This is a genomic window from Ruminococcus sp. (assembly GCF_016283395.1).
Map to the genome: position 1 here is coordinate 31,675 of NZ_JAEEMU010000049.1, position 21,170 is coordinate 52,844.

The following is a 21,170-nucleotide window of genomic DNA, read 5'->3' on the forward strand; positions in this document are numbered from 1 at the left end:
TTTCCCCTCTCATAGCACACTTTTTCCAGTGTACTTATAATTACATATATTGTAGCATTTCAGCACAAAAATGTCAATAGTTTTGGTTACATTGAGTGCAGAATACAGGCAAATAATAATGAATTAACGAAAAGACAGGCGAGTAAAAACATAATGCCGCACTCTATACTTTAATAATCGTAAAAGCGCGGCATAATCGGACATATAATATTGTTTTTTTCAGCTTTCTCTCAGTTCCTGTATCTTATCGCGGAGATATGCAGCGTGTTCAAATTCAAGCAACTTTGCTGCATTCTTCATTTCCACAGTGAGCTTGTCTATGAGATGCTGCTTCTCGGAAGCCGACATCTTCTTCTTTTTTGTCTTTTCCTCCACCTTGTTCTTGGAAGTTATCTCCAGAACATCGCGGACTTCCTTGATGATAGTCTTTGGCACTATGCCGTGCTCCTCGTTGAACGCCATTTGCAGTGAGCGGCGGCGTTCGGTCTCGGTTATGGCTCTCTCCATAGAACCTGTTACGGAGTCGGCATACATTATTACCTGACCCTTGGCATTTCTTGCCGCACGTCCTATGGTCTGGATAAGGGAAGTCTCGCTTCTAAGGAAGCCCTCCTTGTCCGCATCGAGTATGGCAATAAGGCTTACCTCTGGTATGTCCAGTCCCTCACGGAGAAGGTTGATACCTATGAGTACATCAAAAACACCCTCGCGGAGATCCTTGATTATCTCCATACGCTCGATAGTGTCGATATCGTGGTGGAGATAGCGGACTTTTACGCCAAGCTTTTCATAGTAAGAAGTCAAGTCCTCTGCCATTTTCTTGGTGAGAGTAGTAACAAGCACTCTCTCATTAAGGGCGACACGTTCGTTTATCTCGGACAGCAGGTCGTCCACCTGTCCGTGTGTGGGCTTTACGATTATCTCAGGGTCTACAAGTCCCGTAGGACGTATCACCTGCTCCACGATAGTATCTGTCTTTTCACGCTCTATCTGTCCCGGAGTTGCACTGACGTATATAGCCTGATGTATATGATCGTTGAACTCGTCAAAGTTCAGCGGACGGTTGTCCATAGCACTTGGCAGACGGAAACCGTAATCCACAAGAGTAGTCTTTCGTGCGCGGTCACCTGCATACATAGCTCTTACCTGAGGCAAAGTTACATGGCTCTCGTCAACTATCAGGAGAAAATCCTCGGGGAAGTGATCCATAAGTGTGAGAGGAGTACTTCCCGCTGGTCTGCCTGCAAGTACACGGGAGTAGTTCTCGACTCCGCTGCAATAGCCCACTTCTCGCAGCATTTCCATGTCATAATGGGTGCGCTGCTCGATACGCTGAGCCTCTATGAGCTTGTTGTTCTGCTGGAAGTAGTCGATACGCTCCGCAAGCTCACGGTCGATCTCTGTAAGAGCAGCTTCAAGCTTTTCATCACCCACAACATAGTGAGAAGCTGGAAAAATAGCCGCATGGGACACAACTGCCTTGACCTCGCCCGTTATCACGTTTATCTCGGAGATACGGTCTATCTCATCGCCGAAGTACTCAACTCTTACAGCCGTATCCGTGGACATTGCAGGAAATATCTCCAGAACATCGCCGCGGACTCTGAACCTGTTACGCTCAAAAGCTATATCGTTGCGCTCATAGCGTATCTTCACAAGCTCAGCAATAAGCTGATCGCGAGGCTTTTCAGCTCCCTGACGAATGGAAACGCACATGGAGCGGTATTCCTCAGGACTACCGAGAGAATATATGCACGAAACACTGGCAACGATTATAACGTCACTGCGCTCCGCAAGAGCAGTTGTGGCGGAATGGCGGAGCTTGTCTATCTCGTCGTTTATGGAGGAGTCCTTTTCGATGTAGCTGTCGGTGCTTGGCACGTAGGCTTCAGGCTGATAGTAGTCGTAGTAGGAAACGAAGTACTCAACGGCATTTTCGGGGAAGAACTCGCGAAACTCCGAGCAGAGCTGTGCTGCAAGTATCTTGTTATGGGCAAGTACGAGGGTAGGCTTGTTCACACGGGCGATGACGTTCGCCATAGTGAAGGTCTTTCCCGAACCCGTAACACCGAGGAGTATCTGCTCCTTTTTGCCCGACTGTATACCGTTTACAAGTTTGTCGATAGCCTGCGGCTGATCGCCTGCTGGCGCGTAGTTTGAACATAGCTTGAAGTGATCCATAGTTCCCCCTTTGGAAGTTGAGAGTTGTGAATGTAGGGGCGCACACTGTGCGCCCGTGTTTTACATTTAAACAAATATGAAACGAAATGTAGGGGGCGATGCCAACATCGCCCCGTCAATTTAAAGTTATTGTGTAAGGGCTGCCTTTGACAGCCCGAATTTCTTTCAGCGTATCTTGCAGGCGGACAATGTGCGCCCCTACAAGCTAACGGCTAAAGGCTTGCGGAACGCCGCCCTCGGCGTTCCATACTATCGGGCGGATAATATCCGCCACTACTTATATCTTGGTGATATCGACTAATTCAACATCATTGATAGTTCTGCCCGATTCGAGGACTTTTACCAGTGATTTCGCTGTATCTACAGCTGTAAGGCTACAGATAGAACGCTCTATGGACTTTCTTCTCATCTTAACGCTGTCACGCTCAGGGAGTCTGCCCTTTGCGGAAGTGGATATTACATAGTGTATCTTGCCGCTGTCAAGGAGAGTCTCAACATTAGGCTCGCCGTCCGATATCTTGCGGACAAGATTTGCAGCTATCATATTTCTGTGGAGCACGCTCTGTGTACCAGATGTTGCATAAAGCTCAAAGCCCATACGCTCAAACTTATCGGCAATAGGAAGTATCTCCCTCTTATCGCTGTCGCGTACCGAGATAAGAACTCCGCCCTCACGCTTGAGGTCAAAACCTGCTGCGATAAGTCCCTTGAGAAGTGCGTCCTCAAGGTTTCTGCCGATACCGAGACACTCACCTGTAGACTTCATCTCAGGTCCGAGCATAGTATCAACGTCTGTGAGCTTCTCGAATGAGAATACAGGAACTTTAACTGCAACGTAATCGCCAGCAGGATAAAGTCCGCTCTCATAGCCCATATCTTTAAGCTTTGCACCGAACATTATCTTTGTTGCGATATCCACCATAGGTATACCAGTTACCTTGCTGATGTAAGGAACGGTTCTTGATGAACGCGGATTTACCTCGATAACGAATACTTCATGGTTGTACACAACATACTGTATATTTACAAGTCCGATAACATTGAGCTCCTTAGAAAGGAGTCTTGTGTACTCAACGATTATACGCTTGATACGATCTGAAAGATGCTGTGCAGGATATATCGAGATAGAGTCGCCCGAGTGAACGCCTGCACGTTCGATATGCTCCATGATACCCGGGATAAGGAAGTCCTCACCGTCACAGATAGCGTCTACCTCAACCTCAGTACCCATCATGTACTTGTCGATAAGTACAGGATTTTCAATGTTATGGCTCATGATGATGCCCATGTACTCCTTTACATCTGCATCGGAGTGAGCGATTATCATGTTCTGACCGCCGAGAACGTAGGAAGGTCTGAGAAGTACAGGATAGCCAAGGTCATTGGCAGCCACAAGAGCTTCCTCTGTGTTCATTACAGTATGTCCGGCAGGTCTCGGTATACCGCACTTTTCAAGCACTTCGTCGAAACGCTCTCTGTCCTCTGCTGCGTCTATCATATCAGCAGAAGTACCGAGGATACGAACGCCCATATCCGAGAGGTAACGTGTGAGCTTGATAGCTGTCTGTCCGCCGAACTGTACAACTACACCGTAAGGCTGCTCGGTCTCGATAATGGACTGTACGTCCTCCTTTGTGAGCGGATCGAAGTACAGACGGTCGCCTGTATCAAAGTCGGTAGAAACTGTCTCGGGGTTGTTGTTGCATATTACAGCCTCATAGCCAAGCTCTTTAAGAGTCCATACGCAGTGTACAGAGCAGTAGTCGAACTCGATACCCTGTCCGATACGGATAGGACCTGAGCCGAATACGATGACCTTCTTCTTGCCCTTGTCTGTGCGCTCGATGAACTGCTTTGCCTCATTCTCATCGTCAAAGGTGGAGTAGAAGTAAGGAGTCTCAGCCTTGAACTCGCCTGCGCAGGTATCGACCATTTTGTATACGGCACTCTTGTGCTTAGGGCACTTCTGTCCCGAGATGCGCTCGATAGTGCTGTCAAGATAGCCGTACTGCTTTGCGATATCGTACTTTTCCTCTGTGAGCTCGCCCTCTGCAAGCCATTTCTCCAGCTCTACAAGGTTCAGGAGCTTATAAAGGAACCAGTTGTCTATCATGGTTATCTCGTGTATCTCTTCGGGAGTTATTCCGCGCTTGAGAGCTTCAAATACGCAGAATGAACGCTCGTCGTCGATAACGTGGAGCTTCTCGCGTATCTCCTCTGTGGAGAGCTTTGCAAGCTTTTTGAGGTTCATGGTGTCAAGACCAAGCTCGATAGAGCGGACTGCCTTCATCATAGCCTGCTCGAAGCTTGTACCGATAGCCATTACCTCGCCTGTTGCCTTCATCTGTGTGCCGAGGGTACGCTTTGCATATACGAATTTATCAAATGCCCACTTAGGGAACTTGATTACAACATAGTCCAGTGCAGGCTCGAAACAAGCGTAGGTCTTGCCTGTTACCTGATTGATGATCTCATCAAGAGTATAGCCGATAGCGATCTTTGCCGCAGTCTTTGCTATCGGATAGCCTGTAGCCTTTGAAGCAAGTGCGGAAGAACGTGAAACTCTTGGGTTTACCTCGATAACGGCATACTTGAAGCTTGTTGGGTGCAGTGCGAACTGGCAGTTGCAGCCGCCCTCAACTTTGAGCTCCTTGATGATATTGATAGCCGCTGTACGGAGCATCTGATACTCTCTGTCGGTGAGAGTTACAGCAGGTGCGATAACGATACTGTCGCCTGTGTGAACGCCTACAGGGTCGAAGTTCTCCATAGAGCAGACTGTGATAACGTTGCCCTTTGCGTCACGGATAACCTCAAACTCTATTTCCTTCCAGCCGCTGATACACTTCTCAACAAGTATCTGTGTGATAGGTGAAAGACGAAGTCCGTTTGTTGCGATGTCGCGGAGCTCCTCTTCATTCTGAGCTATACCGCCGCCTGTACCGCCGAGTGTGAAAGCAGGACGAACGATAACAGGGTAGTGTATCACCTGTGCGAAGTCAACTGCGTCCTCAACTGTCTCTACGACCTTTGACGGGATACAAGGCTCGCCTATCTTTTCCATAGTGTCCTTGAAAGCCTGTCTGTCCTCAGCCTTGTGGATAGTCTCAGGATCTGCACCGAGGAGCTTTACATTGTGGCTGTCGAGGAAGCCTTCCTCTGCAAGCTGCATGGACAGTGTAAGACCTGTCTGACCGCCGAGTGTGGAAAGAAGGCTGTCGGGCTTTTCTATTTCGATTATTCTCTTTACAACGTCAAGTGTAAGGGGTTCGATATATACCTTGTCTGCCATAGCCTTATCGGTCATAATGGTAGCAGGATTAGAGTTTATGAGGACTACTTCAAGTCCCTCCTGTTTAAGTGCGCGGCAAGCCTGTGTGCCTGCGTAGTCAAATTCGGCAGCCTGTCCGATTACGATAGGACCTGAGCCGATAACGAGTACCTTTTTTATATCACTTCTGAGTGGCATTTCACTTTACCTCCAAATAAGTTATTAGTGATTAGTGGTTAGTGGTTAGTATTTGTAGGGAACGCCGCCCTCGGCGTTCCATTATACATCACTTGTGCGGAACGGCGTGGGCGCCGTTCCCTACTAATTACTTTTTGCACATTGTTTTTACAAATTCGTCAAACAAGTAAGCTGTGTCCAGCGGACCGCCGTGTGCTTCGGGGTGGAACTGGACTGTTCTTGCGTTGACTGAGGTATAATGTATGCCCTCACAAGTTTTGTCGTTGGCATTTATATGTGAAACATGACCTACTGACGGGTCGATGCTGTCTCCTACTACCGCATAGCCGTGATTCTGGCTGGTAACGTAGGTAAGACCGCTTTCAAGGTCGATAACAGGCTGGTTTGCACCTCTGTGACCGTATTTCAGCTTCTCGGTCTTTCCGCCGTTGGCAAGCGCCATGAGCTGATGTCCGAGGCAGATACCGAATATCGGTATGCCAAGCTTCTGTATCTCCTTGATATTCTCTATTATCTCAACATTTTCGGCAGGATCTCCGGGGCCGTTGGAGAACATGATACCGTCGGGAGCAAGCTCCTTTATCTCATCAGCTGTAGTATATGCAGGTACTACCACTACCTCGCAGCCGCGCTTTAAAAGCTCCTGTCTGATATTGCGCTTGTAGCCGAAATCGAACAGCGCAACTTTCAGCTTTTTCTCCTCAGGCTCATATGTAAGAGTTTCGGTATTTGTAACAGTCTTTACAGCGTCCTTTACTGTGAAAGCGCGTATTTTTTCGAGAAGCTCGTCCTTCTTTGCGTAAACGTCCTCGGTAGTGATAACGCCGTTCATAACGCCAACTTCACGGATAATACGTGTAAGACGGCGTGTGTCGATGTTGTTGATACCGACGATGTTGTGCTCCTTCAAAAAGTCGTTGATATTGCCCTCGCAGCGGAAGTTTGAAGGTGCATTGCACCATTCTCTTACGATATATCCCGATACGTAGGACTTTGCGGACTCATTGTCCTCGGAGTTCACACCGTAGTTTCCGATAAGCGGAAATGTCTGTGTGACTATCTGTCCGTAGTAGCTGGGATCTGTGAGAGTTTCCTGATAGCCTGTGACACCTGTTGTGAATACAACTTCACCTATGACAGTGCCCTTTGCTCCAAAGCTCCTGCCCTCGAACACCTGTCCGTCGGCAAGCATAAGGTAAGCTTTTTCGCCCATGTTGAATAATGACATTGTAAATTCCTCCCTTTAGTTTTTAGAGGTCGTATTGTTGATGTTTTTCACCCTGTTCCACGCCATTGTGGAGAGGACGTTTTTTTAATTCGGAATTCGTAATGCGGAATTCGGAATTATTGTGTCCGCTTACGCGGAAATCATTTGTATCCTTGCGGGTGGATGATATCCGCCCTGCTTGGATCATGATTTACAATCCAAGCTCTTCAAAATCCATTATCTCATTTTCGACTGTAACTTTTCCGTCTTTGATAATGTACTTAATTCTTGCAGGTATATCTGCATATATGCTTTCCCACTCATAGTCCGCAGGCTCTGCGCTCTCAATAAACTTTACAAGCTCCTTTGCAGCCTGCTCATAATCAGGAACATTCAGACCGCTTTGCTCTATCGGTATCGAATAGGAAGGTCCACCTGAACCATGGTATATCTCCACAAGATATTTGTTTCCGTTTTCGTCCTCAGCCGTGATCGGATATGAATACATACATTCCCAATCATCGCTCAGTGAATCGTTTTTTCCGAAACATGCCATGACCTTTCCAAGAAAAAGTGCATATTCTTCCTCGCCAGCTGTTCCTGTTTCGTATATCCACTCTCCGCCGTATTGGACTTTTCTCATTTCATTTTCTTCATCTTTTGTTGCATTTCTGAATGTAAACATAGTTTTCTCCTTGCTTGATACTTCGGTTGTAATAGTAGTTTCAGCGATCGAGTCTATGACATTTCCATTTTCAGCATTTATATTTCCACAGCTATTCATGCAGATCAAAGCTATAACAAATACACAAAAACTCTTTTTCATAATGCTTTATCTGTAACGCACAGGCGAGCGGAACTCGCCCTACAGTTTTGTTCGTGTTATTTATCTCGTCGGGAACGGGACGTCGAGGACTCCCAACAGGAGCCGCGACCCTCTGTCAGCTTTGCTGACATCTCCCTGTACTACAGGGAGTCACCGTCCCCTACTTTCTACTTTCTACTCACTACTCACTTGAGATTGATATACTGGCAGATATCGTCTCTCATGCGGATAACTTCTCTTCTTGCTGCCTTTGCGAATTCTCTCTCGTCGCAGCCTTCCTTCTTGTATGCACACATTACTGCGCGTGAGGAGTTTACTATAGCTCCAAGACCGTTCTCGTCAAAGCCGCCCTTTAAGCCTTCTGCTCCGCCGCCCTGTGCGCCGTAGCCTGGAACAAGGAACATAGTGTGAGGGAGTCTCTTTCTAAGCTCTGCAAGCATTTCGGGATATGTAGCACCTACAACTGCACCTACTGCGGAATAACCGTACTTTCCGCGTGTATCCTCGCCCCACTTCTCGCACATATCACCCATGCACTCGTAGATAGTGCGTCCGTCGGCAAGCTTCATATCCTGAAGCTCACCTGATGAGGGGTTGGAAGTCTTAACAAGTACGTATATGCCCTTGTCGCGGTCGCGGCATACTTTAAGGAGAGGCTCGATACCGTCTGTGCCAAGGTAGCCGTTTACTGTGAGAGCATCTGCGCCGAAAGCTTCAAGCTGATTTTCGCCTACAGAAGTTACGCCAAGATGTGCAGTAGCATAAGCTTCCATTGTTGCACCGATATCGTTTCTCTTGCCGTCTGTCATTACGAACATACCGTTGAGCTTTGCATATCGGATAGTCTTTTCAAGAGTTCTGATGCCGTAGTGACCGTACATCTCGTAGTAAGCAGCCTGTGGCTTGATAGCAGGTACTATATCATGTATCTCGTCTATGATAGCCTGATTAAAGTCGAATATTGCCTTTGCAGCAGCCTTTAATGTCCAGCCGTCACTGTCGAGATAACGACGCTGAATGAATTCGGGAACATATTCCAGCTTAGGGTCAAGACCTACCACTGTAGGGTTTTTAAGGTCGATTATCTTTTCGATAAGTCTGTCAAATGACATATGTTTTCCTCCTGTATTTACATTTCATTATATCTTATCTCGCCCTTTGATATAGTAACGAGAGGCTTTCCTGTAAGTTCCATGCCCTTGAATACGGTGTTATGCGATTTTGAATGGAGCTTTTCGGGCACTACTGTCCATTTTTTATTTATGTCCGCGATCACAAGGTCTGCTGTGCTGCCTTCCTTTATGGCAGGCACTTCAAGACCCAGAAGCTTTCGCGGATTTGCACACATGAGCTCCACTACTCTGTTAAGGCTTATCTCGCCTGTATGATAGAGTGCGGTAAGAGTTGCGGCAAGAGATGTTTCAAGTCCCACAACTCCGTTTGGAGCTTTCTCGAAATCAGCTTTTTCCTCGGCTGCATGAGGTGCATGGTCTGTGATTATGCAGTCGATAGTGCCGTCCTTTACGGCTTCTATGATAGCCTTTACGTCCTCGGGAGTTCTGAGAGGCGGATTCATTCTGTAGTCCGCATCACGCTTTTCAAGAAGCTTATCCGTAAGCATGAAGTAATGCGGAGCAGTCTCGCAGGTGACCTTTACTCCCCTTGACTTTGCAAAGCGTATCATCGCCGCACTTCCCTCGGTGGAAACATGGCATATATGGATACGGGCATCAACTGAAGAAGCAAGTATCATCTCACGTGCGGTTATGTAGTCCTCGGAAGCTCTGTCCATACCCTTGACACCAAGCTTTGCGGAAGTCTCGCCCTTGTTCATAATGCCGCCGTTTATAATGCTCAGATCCTCGCAGTGTGAAGCAACAAGAAGCCCGTTCTCTTTTGAAAGCTCAAGTGCTTTTCTCATCATCTCAGCATTTTCAACAGGTCTGCCGTCATCGGATATGCATATGCAGCCTGCGGCTTTCAAAGCTTCGTAGTCGCAGAGACCGTTTCCGCTCATTCCGCCTGTGATGCAGCCTACGGGATATACTTCAACTCCCGTGCCCTCTGCCTTGTCGATTATGTAGCGTATAGTTTCGGGGTTATCGCATGGCGGCTTTGTATTCGGCATCGCAAGTACTCCCGTAACTCCGCCTGCAAGTGCAGCAGAGCAGCCTGTAAGGATATCCTCCTTATGAGTAAGCCCAGGGTCGCGGAAATGAACGTGCATATCAAAGAGTGAGGGCATGAGCACAAGCCCTGTGCCGTCTATTGCCTTGTCTGTTTCTGCTGAGATATTATTCCCCAGCTTTGATATTTTGCCGCCGCTTATCAGCACATCTGTTGTCATATCCGTTTCTGTATCGACTGCACGGATATTTTTGATAAGTATCTGAGACATGATTACCTCGCTTTCGTATTGTGTATATTGGTTCAGTATATGGCAACTCCGTCGCTGCCGTCTATCTCCATTGCGGAGACCTTTACGACTTCACTGTGAGAGGTAGGAAGATTTTTGCCCACATAATCGGGACGTATGGGGAGCTCTCTGTGTCCTCGGTCAACCAGTACCGCAAGCTGTATAGTACGCGGTCTGCCGCGCTTTATAAGTGCATCTATGGCAGCACGGGAGCTTCTTCCCGTAAATATAACGTCATCGACTATGATAACGTTCTTGTCTGTTATATCGAAAGGGATATCGGTCTTTTCAGTTTCTCCTGCCGAACGGCTGTCGTCGCGGTAAGGAGTTATGTCAAGTGCTCCGAAAGGCACATCATTTTTTTCAAGCTCGGAAAGCTTTGCTGCGATACGCCTGCCAAGAGGCACTCCCCTTGAAAAGATACCAACGACACAAAGATCTTCCGTACCCTTGTTCCTCTCGATTATCTCGTATGAGATACGTGCAATGGCTCTGTTGACCGCTTTATCGTCCATGATAATGCGCTTTGTATCCATACAGGCTCTCCTTTCAACAAAAAATGCTCCCCGCTTCGGCAGGGAGCATACTTATAGTTATAGCTATAGTTAGAGATATAGTTATAGTATCAAATAACGCGCCTTGCCGACCTCACGGGATCGGATTTAAAGGGTAGTTTCCAAATAACACATCTATTATAACACATACTCTTTAACTTGTCCAGTCATTTCAGCATTTTTATTATCAATTGACAAAATATCTGCAAAGTGATATAATAACATCAGTATAAAAAGACCGTATCATCAAAAATTATTGTAAAGGAGTGAGCTTATGAATTATGTTGGTATATTACCTTTGATCATTCTGTTTTTCATAGGTCTATTAGGTCTGTGATCACATTTGATGTTCAGTAATTACCGTAATATCAAAAACTTTCCGCAAAGGAGGTATCTTATGTCTTTTTGGTATTTATGGTTTATAATCATCCTTTGCTGCTGCATAATCCCTGCCGCCAACGCAAGAAAAATACGTCAGGTAAAGATGGCAAAACAAAATCGCAATAAAAGAAAACTCGGAGGTCTAACTATGAACGAACTTATAAAAAGCTTTATCGGCAAGAATGTGCTCCTTTACGGTTATTCCACAGGTGTCGAAGGCACTGTTACAAAGGTCGAAGAAAACTGGATCGAAGTGGAGGACAAAAAGGGCAAGAAGCAGCTGGTCAACATCGACTATGTGAGCCGTATACAGGAATATCCGCGAAAGAAGTAATAACACAGAAATCCGAAAGCGTTCATGTGCAGCTGCTTTCGGATTTATTTTTTTACTTCAATTATTGCAATGTTTGATATTTATAGATAAAATATGAAATTATTCTCTCTTAACGTTGATTTATGCGACAATATATGATATAATTATTTTATGAATTCATTTGGAGGTAATTTATGAGAATTCGTCATAAACCATGGGCAAAGCCCGAACTGGAAGCCTGCCCTTTTTATATACATGAACCCCAGAAGCAGATAGGTCACTGGCGTGAGCTTTTCGCAGAGCCTGACAAGCCGCTCTATGTGGAGCTTGGCTGCGGCAAGGGCGGCTTTATATCACAGGCTGCTCCTGCTCACCCTGAGGTCAACTTCATCGCTATGGATATCAAGAACGAGATGCTGGTCCTCGCAAAGCGCAAGCTGGAATCTGCATACGAGGAAAAAGGTGCTTCTCCCGACAATGTACGCATAGCTATACAGAATATCGAGCGTCTTGAACTCGCATGGGACGAAAACGACCGTGCTGACCGTATTTATATCAACTTCTGCAATCCGTGGCCAAAGGCTAAGCACAAGAAACGCCGTCTTACACATACACGCCAGCTTATCAACTATAAGAAATTTCTCAGAGGCGAGCTCTGGTTCAAGACAGACGATGACGAGCTTTTTGAGGAGTCGTTTGAATACTTCGAGGAAGCAGGCTTCAGGATAAAATACAAGACTTTCGACCTCCATGCGGAAAGTCCCTATGAGAATTTCGTAACGGAACACGAGAAAATGTTTACCGATGAGGGCAAGAAGATAAAATTCCTCATTGCAGAGCCTGTCAGGGAGGACTAATATGGAATTTCAGAAGGATCTCGGTATCTTCCATATCGAGGGCGGTTCTATGAAGACCGCAGGCAAGGGCAATCTCGGCGTTACCGAGGAAGTGCCGCAGAATATCAGAACAAAGACTGATGTGAAAAAAGTGGCTAAGACTGCTGCAAAGGCAGCCGCTCTCACAGGTTTATTCCTGATGAAGCAAAAGATCAAGAAGAAAAAGAAATGACGCTCGCATATCGTCTTTTCTTTTATGTGTATATCTGAACTTTTGAGATCAATTTTATATGAAAGGAGTTATTGCAATGGATATTACACAAACCGTAATCTCTCTCTCGGAGTCTGTGGGTGCTTCGGGAAATGAAGAGAATGCCGCAGCCCTCGCACTGAGTATGCTGCGCGAATACTGTCCCGATGCCGAGATCAAAAACGGCAATGTTATCGGACATTTCGGTACTCACCGCGAAGGTCTGCCGTCACTTGTACTTGACGCGCATATCGACCAGGTAGGCTTCATCGTTACCTATATAACCGATGAAGGCTTCGTCAAGGTGGGAAATATCGGCGGCATAGACCGCAGACTTCTCCCTGCACAGCCCGTTATCATTCACGGAAAGCAGGACGTAAAGGGCGTTATCTGCTCCGTTCCGCCTCATCTTTCAAACGGCAGCAGCAAGGTGCTCAGTATCGAAGATGTTGCCATTGACACAGGCATGACCAAAGATGAACTGTATCAGGTCATTGCTCAGGGCGATACCATAACATTCGATGTATCCTGCCGCAAGCTCATCGGCAGCCGCATTACAGGCGGTGCTCTCGATGACAGATGCGGTGTTGCAGCCCTGCTGTACACTCTTAAACTCCTTAGCGGATATGAGACCGCTTACAATGTTACTGTTATATTCTCGACTCAGGAGGAAGTCGGTGAACGCGGCGCAAAGATAGGCGCGTTCTCACTCGCTCCGGATATCGCTATTGCTGTGGACGTGAGCTTCGCTTATGCTATAGGCGAAGAAGAAAGCAAGTGCGGATATCTCGGAAAAGGTCCTATGATCGGACTTTCTCCGTCACTTTCAAGAGAAATAAGCGACAAGCTCATAAATACTGCCGAAAGCGCAGGTATCCCCTATCAGAAGGAAGTTATGTGCGGTCTGACTTCTACAAATGCAGACCGTTATTCCGTAAGCAGAAACGGCGCAAAAACCTGCACTGTTTCCATACCTCTGAGAAATATGCATACGCCTGTTGAGGTCATAGATATGTCAGATGTCGAAATGACCGCTATGCTCTTAGCAGCATTCATCAAGGAGGGCTGAACATGAAAGATCTTCTGAAAGAACTCTGCCTGACTGATGGTATCTCAGGCGATGAAAATGCTGTACGTGACCTCATAATCAGCAAGATAAAGCTGGTCTGCGACTACAGTATAGATAATCTCGGCAACCTTATCTGCTTCAAGAAGGGCAGAAAAAAGCCAAAGAAAAAGCTTATGATATGCGCTCACATGGACGAGGTAGGTCTTATGGTGACTTATATCCGTGCTGACGGTACTCTTTCGTTCAACTGCGTCGGCGGTATAGACCCGTCTGTTATCATCGGCAGACAGGTACGCATAGGAAAGGACCGCATAAGCGGTGTTGTCGGCTCGACTGCTGTACATAATCTCAGCAAGGAGGACAGGGACAAAGCTCCCGAGGTGGACAGCCTTTACATTGACATCGGTGCCGAAAGCAAGGAAGAAGCCGAAAAATACGTATCCCTCGGAGACAGTGTTTTCTTCGACTCTGAATTCACCGAGCTGGGCGGCAGCCGCGTAAAATCAAAGGCTCTTGATGACCGCGCAGGCTGCGCTATGATGATAAAGCTGCTCCATGAAAAGCTTGAATACGATACATATTTCGTTTTCAACGTGCAGGAGGAGATAGGTCTGAGAGGCTCGACTGTCTCGGCTTTCTCGGTAGCTCCCGACTTTGCTATAGTCCTTGAAGCTACTACAGCAGCAGATATCGACGGAGTATCAGGTGCAAAGCGCGTCTGCGTACTCGGTAACGGTCCTGTTGTATCGTTTATGGACAGAAGCACTATCTACGACAAGGAGCTCTATCAGCTGGCATTCGATATCGCTACCTGCCAGACAAAAACCATGATAGCAGGCGGAAACGACTCGGGTGCGATACACATAAGCGGCAGCGGTGTGCGCACTATCGCTATATCCGTTCCTTGCAGATACCTGCACTCCCCTTCGTCAGTCATCGAAATGTCTGACCTTGAAAGCTCATACAAGCTTGTTAAAATTCTCGCCAGAAGGATACCCGAATTATGATAACACTTATCGAACATGAGCACGAGCTCGACCGCGTACTGCTCAACAAGACACTCTCAGGCAAAAAAATGCTTGCATATATGAGAGCCTATGGTCCGAATTATGAATTCTGCCGTTTCTACAAGATAACTGATGAGACGGGTATCGGATTCATGTTCATTATAAATTCCACGCTTATTATATGCGGCGACGGAAAACTCGAACCCAATGAGGAGATAGACCTTTTCGTCAGTATGAACGTGCCTTTCCGTATCGAGGGCGATCAGAAGATACTCGAAGGCATAAAGATACCCGAAAGGTATCAGGTGCTCAACCGCACTATCTTCGAGCTTATCCCCGATGATACTCCACTTGAAGCTATCGAGGAGCACGTTGAGTTCAACCCCAATCTTCCCGATGTATACAAGATACTCAGCGAGGGATTTCCGAATATCGCCGACTTTTCACTGTGGTACACCGATACCTCTCACAGATGCCGCCACGGTATCAGCAGAGTATTCACCTACCGCAACTCTACCACAGCTTCTGCCGTGTTCGATATCGGCAGCACAGTCCTCATCGGTCAGGTAGCTACAAATACAGCTGCCCGCGGAAGAGGCTATGCAAGAGAATTTCTCAAATGGCTTGCCAAATTCTTCAACGGACTGGGAAAACGTGCATACCTGCTGGCTCTTGACGTCCGCGTAAGCTTCTATACCGAAATAGGCTTCCGCATCGCAGGACGCGAGATAGTCCTCGAACGTATCGACATCGAAAAGGACAGCGCAGCTAAGGGACGACTTGAAGAAAGATGAAAACTATATAATAGTAATGCAGGGACGACCGTAAGTCGTCCCTGTTTTTTGCCAACGGGCGGATATTATCCGCCCATACAGTGTGTCATATGGAGTTTATGTGTAATTTACGGGCGAGCGGAACTCGCCCCTACAGTTCGTCCGTGTATCTTCGGACTGCCCAAGGCAGTCGCTACATATAGTTATAGCATACATAACAGTTACGGGTTAAACGGACGACCGATGGTCGTCCCTACAGCGCATAGCCTGTGCCCCCTGCCCACGTTGCGAGCTGAGTCAGCTCGGTTGCCGCTCGTAAACTCGCTCACTCTTATCAACACCCATACTCGTACATCGCTTACGGCACATTAATTACAAATTACGCATTGCAAATTAAAAAGGGCGGATAATATCCGCCCTTACTTATCACTAACAGCTGCTCATATCATATCGTAATCGAGACTGTACTGATCTGCGTAGTGATGAGCTTTTGCCTCATTTATTGCCAGATAGTCTCCGCCGTATTTATAGCAGGCAACGAGCACCTTTGCGGCTTCCTTGTCTCCTGCGGCAGCTGCCTTTGCGAACTGGTCTGCGGCAGATGCAAAATTTTTCGGAGTCCCCGTGCCATTGGCATAGCAGTAACCCAGAGCTTTCTGCGCAGCTGTATGACGCTGGGCAGAGGCTTTCTCAAACATATCCTTAGCAAGGATATGATCCCTCAGACAGCCAAGGCCGTCACGGAGGCACCAGCCGTATGAGAACTGTCCGTCAGGATCGCCTTGTATAGCGGCTTCCTTGAACCATTTAACGGCTTCTCTTGCATCCTTTGTAACTCCAAAGCCGTTGAAGCAGCATTCGCCGTAATTATACTGAGCCTTTGCAAGACCGCTTTCGGCAGCTTTTTTGTAATACCTTGCTGCTGCGGACTGGTCGGTGTGAGTGCCTTCACCGCGCATAAAGCAGCCTGCAAGATTGTTGAGTGCGTCCATGTCTCCGCCGTCAGCAGCCTTTTTGTACAGGTTAACTGCGGTTATACGGTCCCGCTGCACGCCGATACCGTAGTAGTAGCACACGCCTAAGTTGAACTGAGCAGCAGGATAGTTCTGGTCGGCAGCTTTTTTGAACCACGTAACAGCAGTTTCGGGAGATCTTTCCACGCCTGTACCGTGAAGGTACATATTTCCAAGCTTGAACTGCGCAGAGGGTATGCCTGCCATTGCGTTCTGGAGTATATCCTCTGTAGTACCGCGGCTTATGGGGATATTGTATCTTTTTGAGTAGTATTCAGCCTTTTTAGTATCGGCAAGCAGTCCGTTTCCACCGATCATATAGCATTTTATAAGAGCCTTCTGTGAGTCGTAATCGCCCTGCTCGGCAGCCTGCTCGTATCTGTGAGCAGCCTTTGCGATATTTCTTTCAGTACCCTGACCGAGATAATAGCAGTCAGCCAGCTTTTTCTGAGAGCTGCAATCTCCGCGGTCCGAGGACATGATGTACCATTTTACAGCCTTTGCGTAATCCTGTTTTACACCGCGTCCGTAGAAGAAGTGTTCGCCCAGATTGAAGCAGGCATCGTTATCACCGTTCTGAGCGCGCTTGAAAAGATCCTCGATAAGAGAAGCAGAGCTGCCATAGGAGACAGTCTCATCGCTGTTATCCTGAGTTTTTTCTTCGGGCATAGCTGTTTTCCAGCCCAGAGCTGCTGCGATGCTTCTTGCAACGAGCTCAGCCTTTTCGTTGTTGAGATATTCGCTTATATCCCTGATCGCGCGCTGCATAACATCTTCGGGATTTTTATTGCCTGCTGCAACGTCATCGTTCTCGCGTATGAAAATACTTCCGATATTCTCGCTGAGAGCCACAAAGAAAGCCTTGTTCTCCTTGGAGAGCTTTGGTGCGAAATCGGCAAAAGCTGAACAGAAGCGTTTATGGTCATCGAGTATTTCTATGCCAAATCTGTCAACTACCTGCTTGACAGCCTGAGAGGTATCACTGAGAGTTTTGCTATCCATAAATGTTATCCTCCTGATAGGTTTATGAGTCAGACACTGAGCTTTTATCAGAAAAGGGCGGAGTTCCGCCCTTTGTCAGAATATATCTTCTAAATATGTTATAAGCTCGCTGTGCATGATACTGGTATATGAAAGATACCACCTGCCGTCAAGCTCTACAAAAGCGCAGCCGTTGCCGATGAAGTTGTGTTCGTCGTTGCCGTCTTTGTAATATACCATACCGCAGTCCGCAGCACTTGTGAACTTAGTGCCGAGAGTCTTGTTAAAGTCGTTCAGCTCGTTCTCGCCTGTTGCTTTCAGAAGATCCTCGCTTAATGAGGTAGTCCATTTATCGGCAGGAACATCAGACTTCTCAGCCATGATGTCATGTATATTTTTCATGGACTGCTTTATAGCGTTTACAACGTTTGAGCGTTTGAAAACTACCTGAGCGTTCTTGCCCTGCAGCAGGTCTGTAGTGCCGAGGTAAGCGAAATATCCTTCCATTTCCTCTGAGCAGAACATATCATATACTGCATCTGCATTTGATGTGAGGTATGCATTGTAGTAAGCCTTAGCGGCTTCAAAACTGCTGCTATAGCCTTTTTGCGGAGCTTCTTCAGCTTTTTTCTCTGTTTCCTTTGGCTTTTCTGTAGTAGCTGCTGTAGTGGTAGTCTGAGCAGCAGAGGTCTCAGCAGAAGATACAGTAGTCTCTGTTGTTTTATCCGAAGCAGTTGTGGTTTCCTTCTCGGAAGTACTTGTTACATCAGTTGTTGTTTCGGCGGACGAGCTTGTGGTAGTTTCATTTTTATCTGAGCTGTCCGTTTTCTTTTTATCACCGCAGCTCCACATAGAAGCAGATATCGCACAAACAGCGGCAGCAACGATGATTTTTGAAATAGGTGTCATATGTCTCTCCTTAAAACAATATATAAACATTATACCGCCAAAAGGAGAATGAGTCAATAGATAATCTGCAATTTTGTGAGCAGAATTGTTGGGGCGGCGGTTTTAATTCTGAATGCGGAATTCGGAATTAAAAGGCGTTTCACAAGTGAGTAGTGAGTAGTAAGTAGTAAGTAGTGTAGGGACGCGCATTGCGCGTCCGAAAGAAATGCAGTTCCGCACTGTAGGGGCTGGCGTCCTCGACAGCCCATGAGTGAAGTAGTAGAGAACGCCGCCATCGGCGTTCCGCTGACACGAAAAAAGTCCCGAAAGTCTGAACCTTCGGGACTGATATATCAATAGTCTTTTTTCTTGCCGCAGAGTTTGCAGGTCTTTGAGATGAGCTTGAAGTCACCTCCGCAGTAGACGCATTTACCTGCGGTCTTTCTGCTTGCGACAACTGTCTCATAGTAAGCGGGGAAGTTTGAAGCATTGTCCGCAAGATTAGGCCAAGCGATGCTCAGGAGCTTCGGACAGTTATTGAAGCCGCCGCTTATTTTCTTGAGTGAAGCAGGCAGAGTTATCTTTTCAAGGTTGGTACAGCCGCTGAAATCGCCGATAGACGAAACACCGCCCGGAACTGTAAAGGCTCTCAGACCTGTACAGCCGCTGAAACCGTCAACGCTGAGTATTCCGCCGGGAAGCTCGATATCGCGCAGTGATACACAGTTCTGGAATGCAGATGCACCGATAGACTTGATAGTTCTCGGCAGTCCAACAGCAGCCAAAGCAGTGCAGTTGGCGAAAGTACACTCCTCAACAAGAGACACGCCCTCGGGGATATTGACCTTTTCAAGCTTTTCGCAGCCTGAGAAAGCGTATTTTCCGATAGTAGAAACATACTGCGGTATGTTTATTTCTTCGAGATTTTTACAGCCTGAGAAAGCGAATGAACCGATACTGCCGATAGGCTCGGGGAGCTCCACGGAAGTAAGGCTTGAACAGTCTGCAAAGAGGCAGTCTGATATTGCTCTCATATGAGGCGGTACTACAACGCTTTTAAGGCTTGTGCAGCCTCGAAAAGCCCATATATCAATAGAATTTATACTGTCAGGGAGCTTTATCTCCTCCAGTGCGGTACAGCCGCGGAAAGCATATGCACCGATCTCTTCAACTTTATCATGGATAGTGATATTTTTTAGAGTGGTGTTGTTCTCAAAAACGTGCTTGCCTATTTTGCGCACTTCTCCGGGGATAGTGATATCCTCAGAATCTCCTTTATATTCGGTAAGAACGCCATCGGTAACAACAAAATCGGAACTGTGCTTCTTTACAGCTTTTACCTTTTTGGCAACGTCCTTGTGCTGTGCCTTATACTTGTTTACCGCTTTTGAAACAATGAACGGAGTACTGCAATAGGGACATACCCACGCATCTTTTGTGTTGTCTACCTCGACAGTTTTGTTACAGCTTGTACAAATAGCATTTACGTTAGCCATAATAATTATCCCCCCTGTAAAGCTTCTTTTATAAAATAATTGTACCACGTATGGGCAGATATGTCAATAAAACTAAAGCAAATATCACAAAATATACAGAACCGCTTACTGTTGTTTGGTATAATTGCATATACATAAAGTAAAAGAGCCACTTAAAAAATGGCTCTTTTGTAAAACGTATTTTTTATCAAAGCATTGAAGCTCTGAGTTCCTCACCGCTGAGCTTAGAAAGGTATGCAGGAGCAATATCGAATGCAGTCTTGCAGCCTGTTGCGCCCTCAGCCTTGAGTCTTGCAAGTGCTCTTGCATAGCAGATAAGTACGCTTGCTGTGAACTCAGGATTTGACTCGAGCTTGAGTGAATACTCTATCATCTGGTGAGTCTTTTCACCGTCACCTGTGAGACCGCTTCTCATAACGAAGCCGCCGTGAGGCATCTTGTTGTGCTTAGCATCAAATTCCTCTTCGCTGATGAAGTTTACTGTTGTATCGTACTCGTCGAAGTAGTTCTTCATAGTCTTGATATCGTTCTCGATCTGTGCGAGATCAGCACCCTCCTCAGGAACTACCCAGCACTCTCTGAGGTGCTTCTGACGAGTTGTGAGCTCAGGCTGACTTCCGCTGCGGACAGCTTCCATAGCTGATTCTATCGGAACAGTGTACTGGATACCTCTCTTAACGCCTTTTACGCGGCGGATAGCATCTGAGTGACCCTGGCTTACGCCCTTGCCCCAGAATGTATAGCTCTTGCCGTTAGGAAGGATCGACTCAGCATAGAGTCTGTTAAGTGAGAAAAGACCCGGATCCCAGCCGAGAGAGATGAAAGCGAGGTGACCGCTTTCCTTTGCAGCCTTGTCAACGTTAGCGAAATGCTCAGGAATTCTTGCGTGAGTATCGAAGCTGTCGATAACATTGAAGAGCTTAGCCATTTCGGGAGTCTGCTTAGGAAGATCTGTAGCACTTCCGCCGCAGATTATCAATACGTCTATATCTTTTGCCATTTTCTCAGCATCAGCAACATTATATACCTTTGCACCTGCTGTAAGGGGCTTTACTGTATTCGGATCACGACGTGTGAATATGCCTGCAAGCTCCATATCATCATTCTGACGGATAGCAAGCTCAACGCCTCTGCCGAGGTTGCCGTAACCTAAAATACCTATTCTGACTTTTTCCATTTGGAAATACCTCCTTTGATTTGCCGTACTCGCCTTTGAACACAGCCTATGAACATTATAGCACCTTTTTTCATAGTTGTAAAGCATTAAATTTATAAATTTAGAACTTAGTTTAAGTGCATAGTGATTAGTGCATAGTGCATAGTAGGGGACGGCGCACCCCGACGTCCCAAAAGTGAGTAGTGATTAGTGAGTAGAAAGTAGTATGGGCGGCGTTCAGCTCGCAACGCGGGCAGGGGGCGCAGGCTCTGCGCTGTAGGAACGACCATCGGTTGTCCTAAACATATATCAAACACGATACGGACGTGCAATACATAATTTTTTTTCGCCAAC

Annotated in this window: 17 protein-coding genes; 6 read left to right on the forward strand and 11 right to left on the reverse strand. The window is 46.8% G+C overall.

Annotation, left to right across the window (positions count from 1 at the left end):
* Window positions 1-219: 219 nt before the first annotated feature.
* The 7 genes from uvrB to pyrR all read right to left on the reverse strand — a co-directional run bounded on the left by uvrB (window position 220) and on the right by pyrR (window position 10,635).
* Window positions 220-2,181: an excinuclease ABC subunit UvrB gene (gene uvrB / locus QZZ41_RS12585; RefSeq protein WP_295072729.1), complete on the reverse strand. Its 1,962-nt coding sequence runs from the start codon at window positions 2,179-2,181 to the stop codon at window positions 220-222.
* Between the two features lie 277 nt (window positions 2,182-2,458).
* Window positions 2,459-5,650, reverse strand: a complete 3,192-nt coding sequence (gene carB, locus QZZ41_RS12590) for a carbamoyl-phosphate synthase large subunit (protein ID WP_295072732.1) — start codon at window positions 5,648-5,650, stop codon at window positions 2,459-2,461.
* 127 nt (window positions 5,651-5,777) lie between these two features.
* Window positions 5,778-6,878, reverse strand: a complete 1,101-nt coding sequence (locus QZZ41_RS12595) for a carbamoyl phosphate synthase small subunit (protein WP_295072735.1) — start codon at window positions 6,876-6,878, stop codon at window positions 5,778-5,780.
* Between the two features lie 190 nt (window positions 6,879-7,068).
* Entirely contained in the window at window positions 7,069-7,683 is a 615-nt protein-coding gene (locus QZZ41_RS12600) for a hypothetical protein (RefSeq protein ID WP_295072738.1), read from the reverse strand.
* 185 nt (window positions 7,684-7,868) lie between these two features.
* Window positions 7,869-8,795, reverse strand: a complete 927-nt coding sequence (gene pyrF, locus QZZ41_RS12605; RefSeq protein ID WP_295072741.1) for an orotidine-5'-phosphate decarboxylase — start codon at window positions 8,793-8,795, stop codon at window positions 7,869-7,871.
* Window positions 8,796-8,812: 17 nt separating this feature from the next.
* Window positions 8,813-10,081 carry a dihydroorotase gene (locus QZZ41_RS12610; protein ID WP_295072744.1) on the reverse strand — a complete coding sequence of 423 codons (1,269 nt, stop codon included), beginning with the start codon at window positions 10,079-10,081 and terminating at the stop codon, window positions 8,813-8,815.
* A 32-nt stretch (window positions 10,082-10,113) separates the two neighbouring features.
* Entirely contained in the window at window positions 10,114-10,635 is a 522-nt protein-coding gene (gene pyrR, locus QZZ41_RS12615) for a bifunctional pyr operon transcriptional regulator/uracil phosphoribosyltransferase PyrR (RefSeq protein WP_074717979.1), read from the reverse strand.
* Between the two features lie 547 nt (window positions 10,636-11,182).
* Here pyrR and QZZ41_RS12620 point away from each other — a divergent pair.
* From QZZ41_RS12620 to QZZ41_RS12645, 6 genes are all read left to right on the forward strand, one after another.
* A complete protein-coding gene (locus tag QZZ41_RS12620) occupies window positions 11,183-11,368 on the forward strand; it encodes a hypothetical protein (RefSeq protein ID WP_295072746.1) in 186 nt (61 codons plus the stop codon).
* A gap of 173 nt (window positions 11,369-11,541) precedes the next feature.
* On the forward strand, window positions 11,542-12,204 hold the full coding sequence (trmB, locus tag QZZ41_RS12625; RefSeq protein WP_295072749.1) for a tRNA (guanosine(46)-N7)-methyltransferase TrmB: 663 nt from the start codon (window positions 11,542-11,544) through the stop codon (window positions 12,202-12,204).
* A 1-nt stretch (window position 12,205) separates the two neighbouring features.
* Window positions 12,206-12,415: a hypothetical protein gene (locus QZZ41_RS12630; RefSeq protein WP_295072752.1), complete on the forward strand. Its 210-nt coding sequence runs from the start codon at window positions 12,206-12,208 to the stop codon at window positions 12,413-12,415.
* Window positions 12,416-12,491: 76 nt separating this feature from the next.
* Window positions 12,492-13,502 carry a M20/M25/M40 family metallo-hydrolase gene (locus tag QZZ41_RS12635; protein ID WP_295072755.1) on the forward strand — a complete coding sequence of 337 codons (1,011 nt, stop codon included), beginning with the start codon at window positions 12,492-12,494 and terminating at the stop codon, window positions 13,500-13,502.
* Between the two features lie 2 nt (window positions 13,503-13,504).
* Window positions 13,505-14,509 (forward strand): M42 family metallopeptidase, encoded by a 1,005-nt coding sequence (locus QZZ41_RS12640; RefSeq protein WP_295072758.1) that lies wholly within the window; start codon window positions 13,505-13,507, stop codon window positions 14,507-14,509.
* Window positions 14,506-15,303, forward strand: coding sequence for a GNAT family N-acetyltransferase (locus QZZ41_RS12645; RefSeq protein WP_074717989.1), 798 nt, complete (start codon window positions 14,506-14,508; stop codon window positions 15,301-15,303). Before QZZ41_RS12640 ends, QZZ41_RS12645 begins: the two co-directional genes overlap by 4 nt.
* A gap of 419 nt (window positions 15,304-15,722) precedes the next feature.
* Here QZZ41_RS12645 and QZZ41_RS12650 read toward each other — a convergent pair whose 3' ends face one another.
* The 4 genes from QZZ41_RS12650 to QZZ41_RS12665 form a co-directional block, all read right to left on the reverse strand.
* Complete coding sequence (locus QZZ41_RS12650) at window positions 15,723-17,297, reverse strand: tetratricopeptide repeat protein (RefSeq protein WP_295072761.1); 1,575 nt, start codon at window positions 17,295-17,297, stop codon at window positions 15,723-15,725.
* 75 nt (window positions 17,298-17,372) lie between these two features.
* The gene (locus QZZ41_RS12655; protein ID WP_295072764.1) at window positions 17,373-18,185 is read right to left on the reverse strand and encodes a hypothetical protein; all 813 of its coding nucleotides are present in this window, start codon (window positions 18,183-18,185) and stop codon (window positions 17,373-17,375) included.
* 332 nt (window positions 18,186-18,517) lie between these two features.
* The gene (locus QZZ41_RS12660; RefSeq protein ID WP_295072767.1) at window positions 18,518-19,660 is read right to left on the reverse strand and encodes a leucine-rich repeat domain-containing protein; all 1,143 of its coding nucleotides are present in this window, start codon (window positions 19,658-19,660) and stop codon (window positions 18,518-18,520) included.
* Between the two features lie 187 nt (window positions 19,661-19,847).
* Entirely contained in the window at window positions 19,848-20,837 is a 990-nt protein-coding gene (locus tag QZZ41_RS12665; RefSeq protein ID WP_295072769.1) for a diaminopimelate dehydrogenase, read from the reverse strand.
* Between the last annotated feature and the right edge of the window lie 333 nt (window positions 20,838-21,170).

Coding starts and splice junctions, on each gene's coding strand:
- QZZ41_RS12655 (WP_295072764.1), bottom strand. CDS start 18,185: ATGACACCTATTTCAAAAATCATCGTTGCTGCCGCTGTTTGTGCGATA.
- QZZ41_RS12635 (WP_295072755.1), top strand. CDS start 12,492: ATGGATATTACACAAACCGTAATCTCTCTCTCGGAGTCTGTGGGTGCT.
- carB (WP_295072732.1), bottom strand. CDS start 5,650: ATGCCACTCAGAAGTGATATAAAAAAGGTACTCGTTATCGGCTCAGGT.
- QZZ41_RS12660 (WP_295072767.1), bottom strand. CDS start 19,660: ATGGCTAACGTAAATGCTATTTGTACAAGCTGTAACAAAACTGTCGAG.
- QZZ41_RS12645 (WP_074717989.1), top strand. CDS start 14,506: ATGATAACACTTATCGAACATGAGCACGAGCTCGACCGCGTACTGCTC.
- QZZ41_RS12595 (WP_295072735.1), bottom strand. CDS start 6,878: ATGTCATTATTCAACATGGGCGAAAAAGCTTACCTTATGCTTGCCGAC.
- QZZ41_RS12665 (WP_295072769.1), bottom strand. CDS start 20,837: ATGGAAAAAGTCAGAATAGGTATTTTAGGTTACGGCAACCTCGGCAGA.
- QZZ41_RS12630 (WP_295072752.1), top strand. CDS start 12,206: ATGGAATTTCAGAAGGATCTCGGTATCTTCCATATCGAGGGCGGTTCT.
- uvrB (WP_295072729.1), bottom strand. CDS start 2,181: ATGGATCACTTCAAGCTATGTTCAAACTACGCGCCAGCAGGCGATCAG.
- QZZ41_RS12650 (WP_295072761.1), bottom strand. CDS start 17,297: ATGGATAGCAAAACTCTCAGTGATACCTCTCAGGCTGTCAAGCAGGTA.
- QZZ41_RS12610 (WP_295072744.1), bottom strand. CDS start 10,081: ATGTCTCAGATACTTATCAAAAATATCCGTGCAGTCGATACAGAAACG.
- pyrR (WP_074717979.1), bottom strand. CDS start 10,635: ATGGATACAAAGCGCATTATCATGGACGATAAAGCGGTCAACAGAGCC.
- trmB (WP_295072749.1), top strand. CDS start 11,542: ATGAGAATTCGTCATAAACCATGGGCAAAGCCCGAACTGGAAGCCTGC.
- QZZ41_RS12620 (WP_295072746.1), top strand. CDS start 11,183: ATGAACGAACTTATAAAAAGCTTTATCGGCAAGAATGTGCTCCTTTAC.
- pyrF (WP_295072741.1), bottom strand. CDS start 8,795: ATGTCATTTGACAGACTTATCGAAAAGATAATCGACCTTAAAAACCCT.
- QZZ41_RS12600 (WP_295072738.1), bottom strand. CDS start 7,683: ATGAAAAAGAGTTTTTGTGTATTTGTTATAGCTTTGATCTGCATGAAT.
- QZZ41_RS12640 (WP_295072758.1), top strand. CDS start 13,505: ATGAAAGATCTTCTGAAAGAACTCTGCCTGACTGATGGTATCTCAGGC.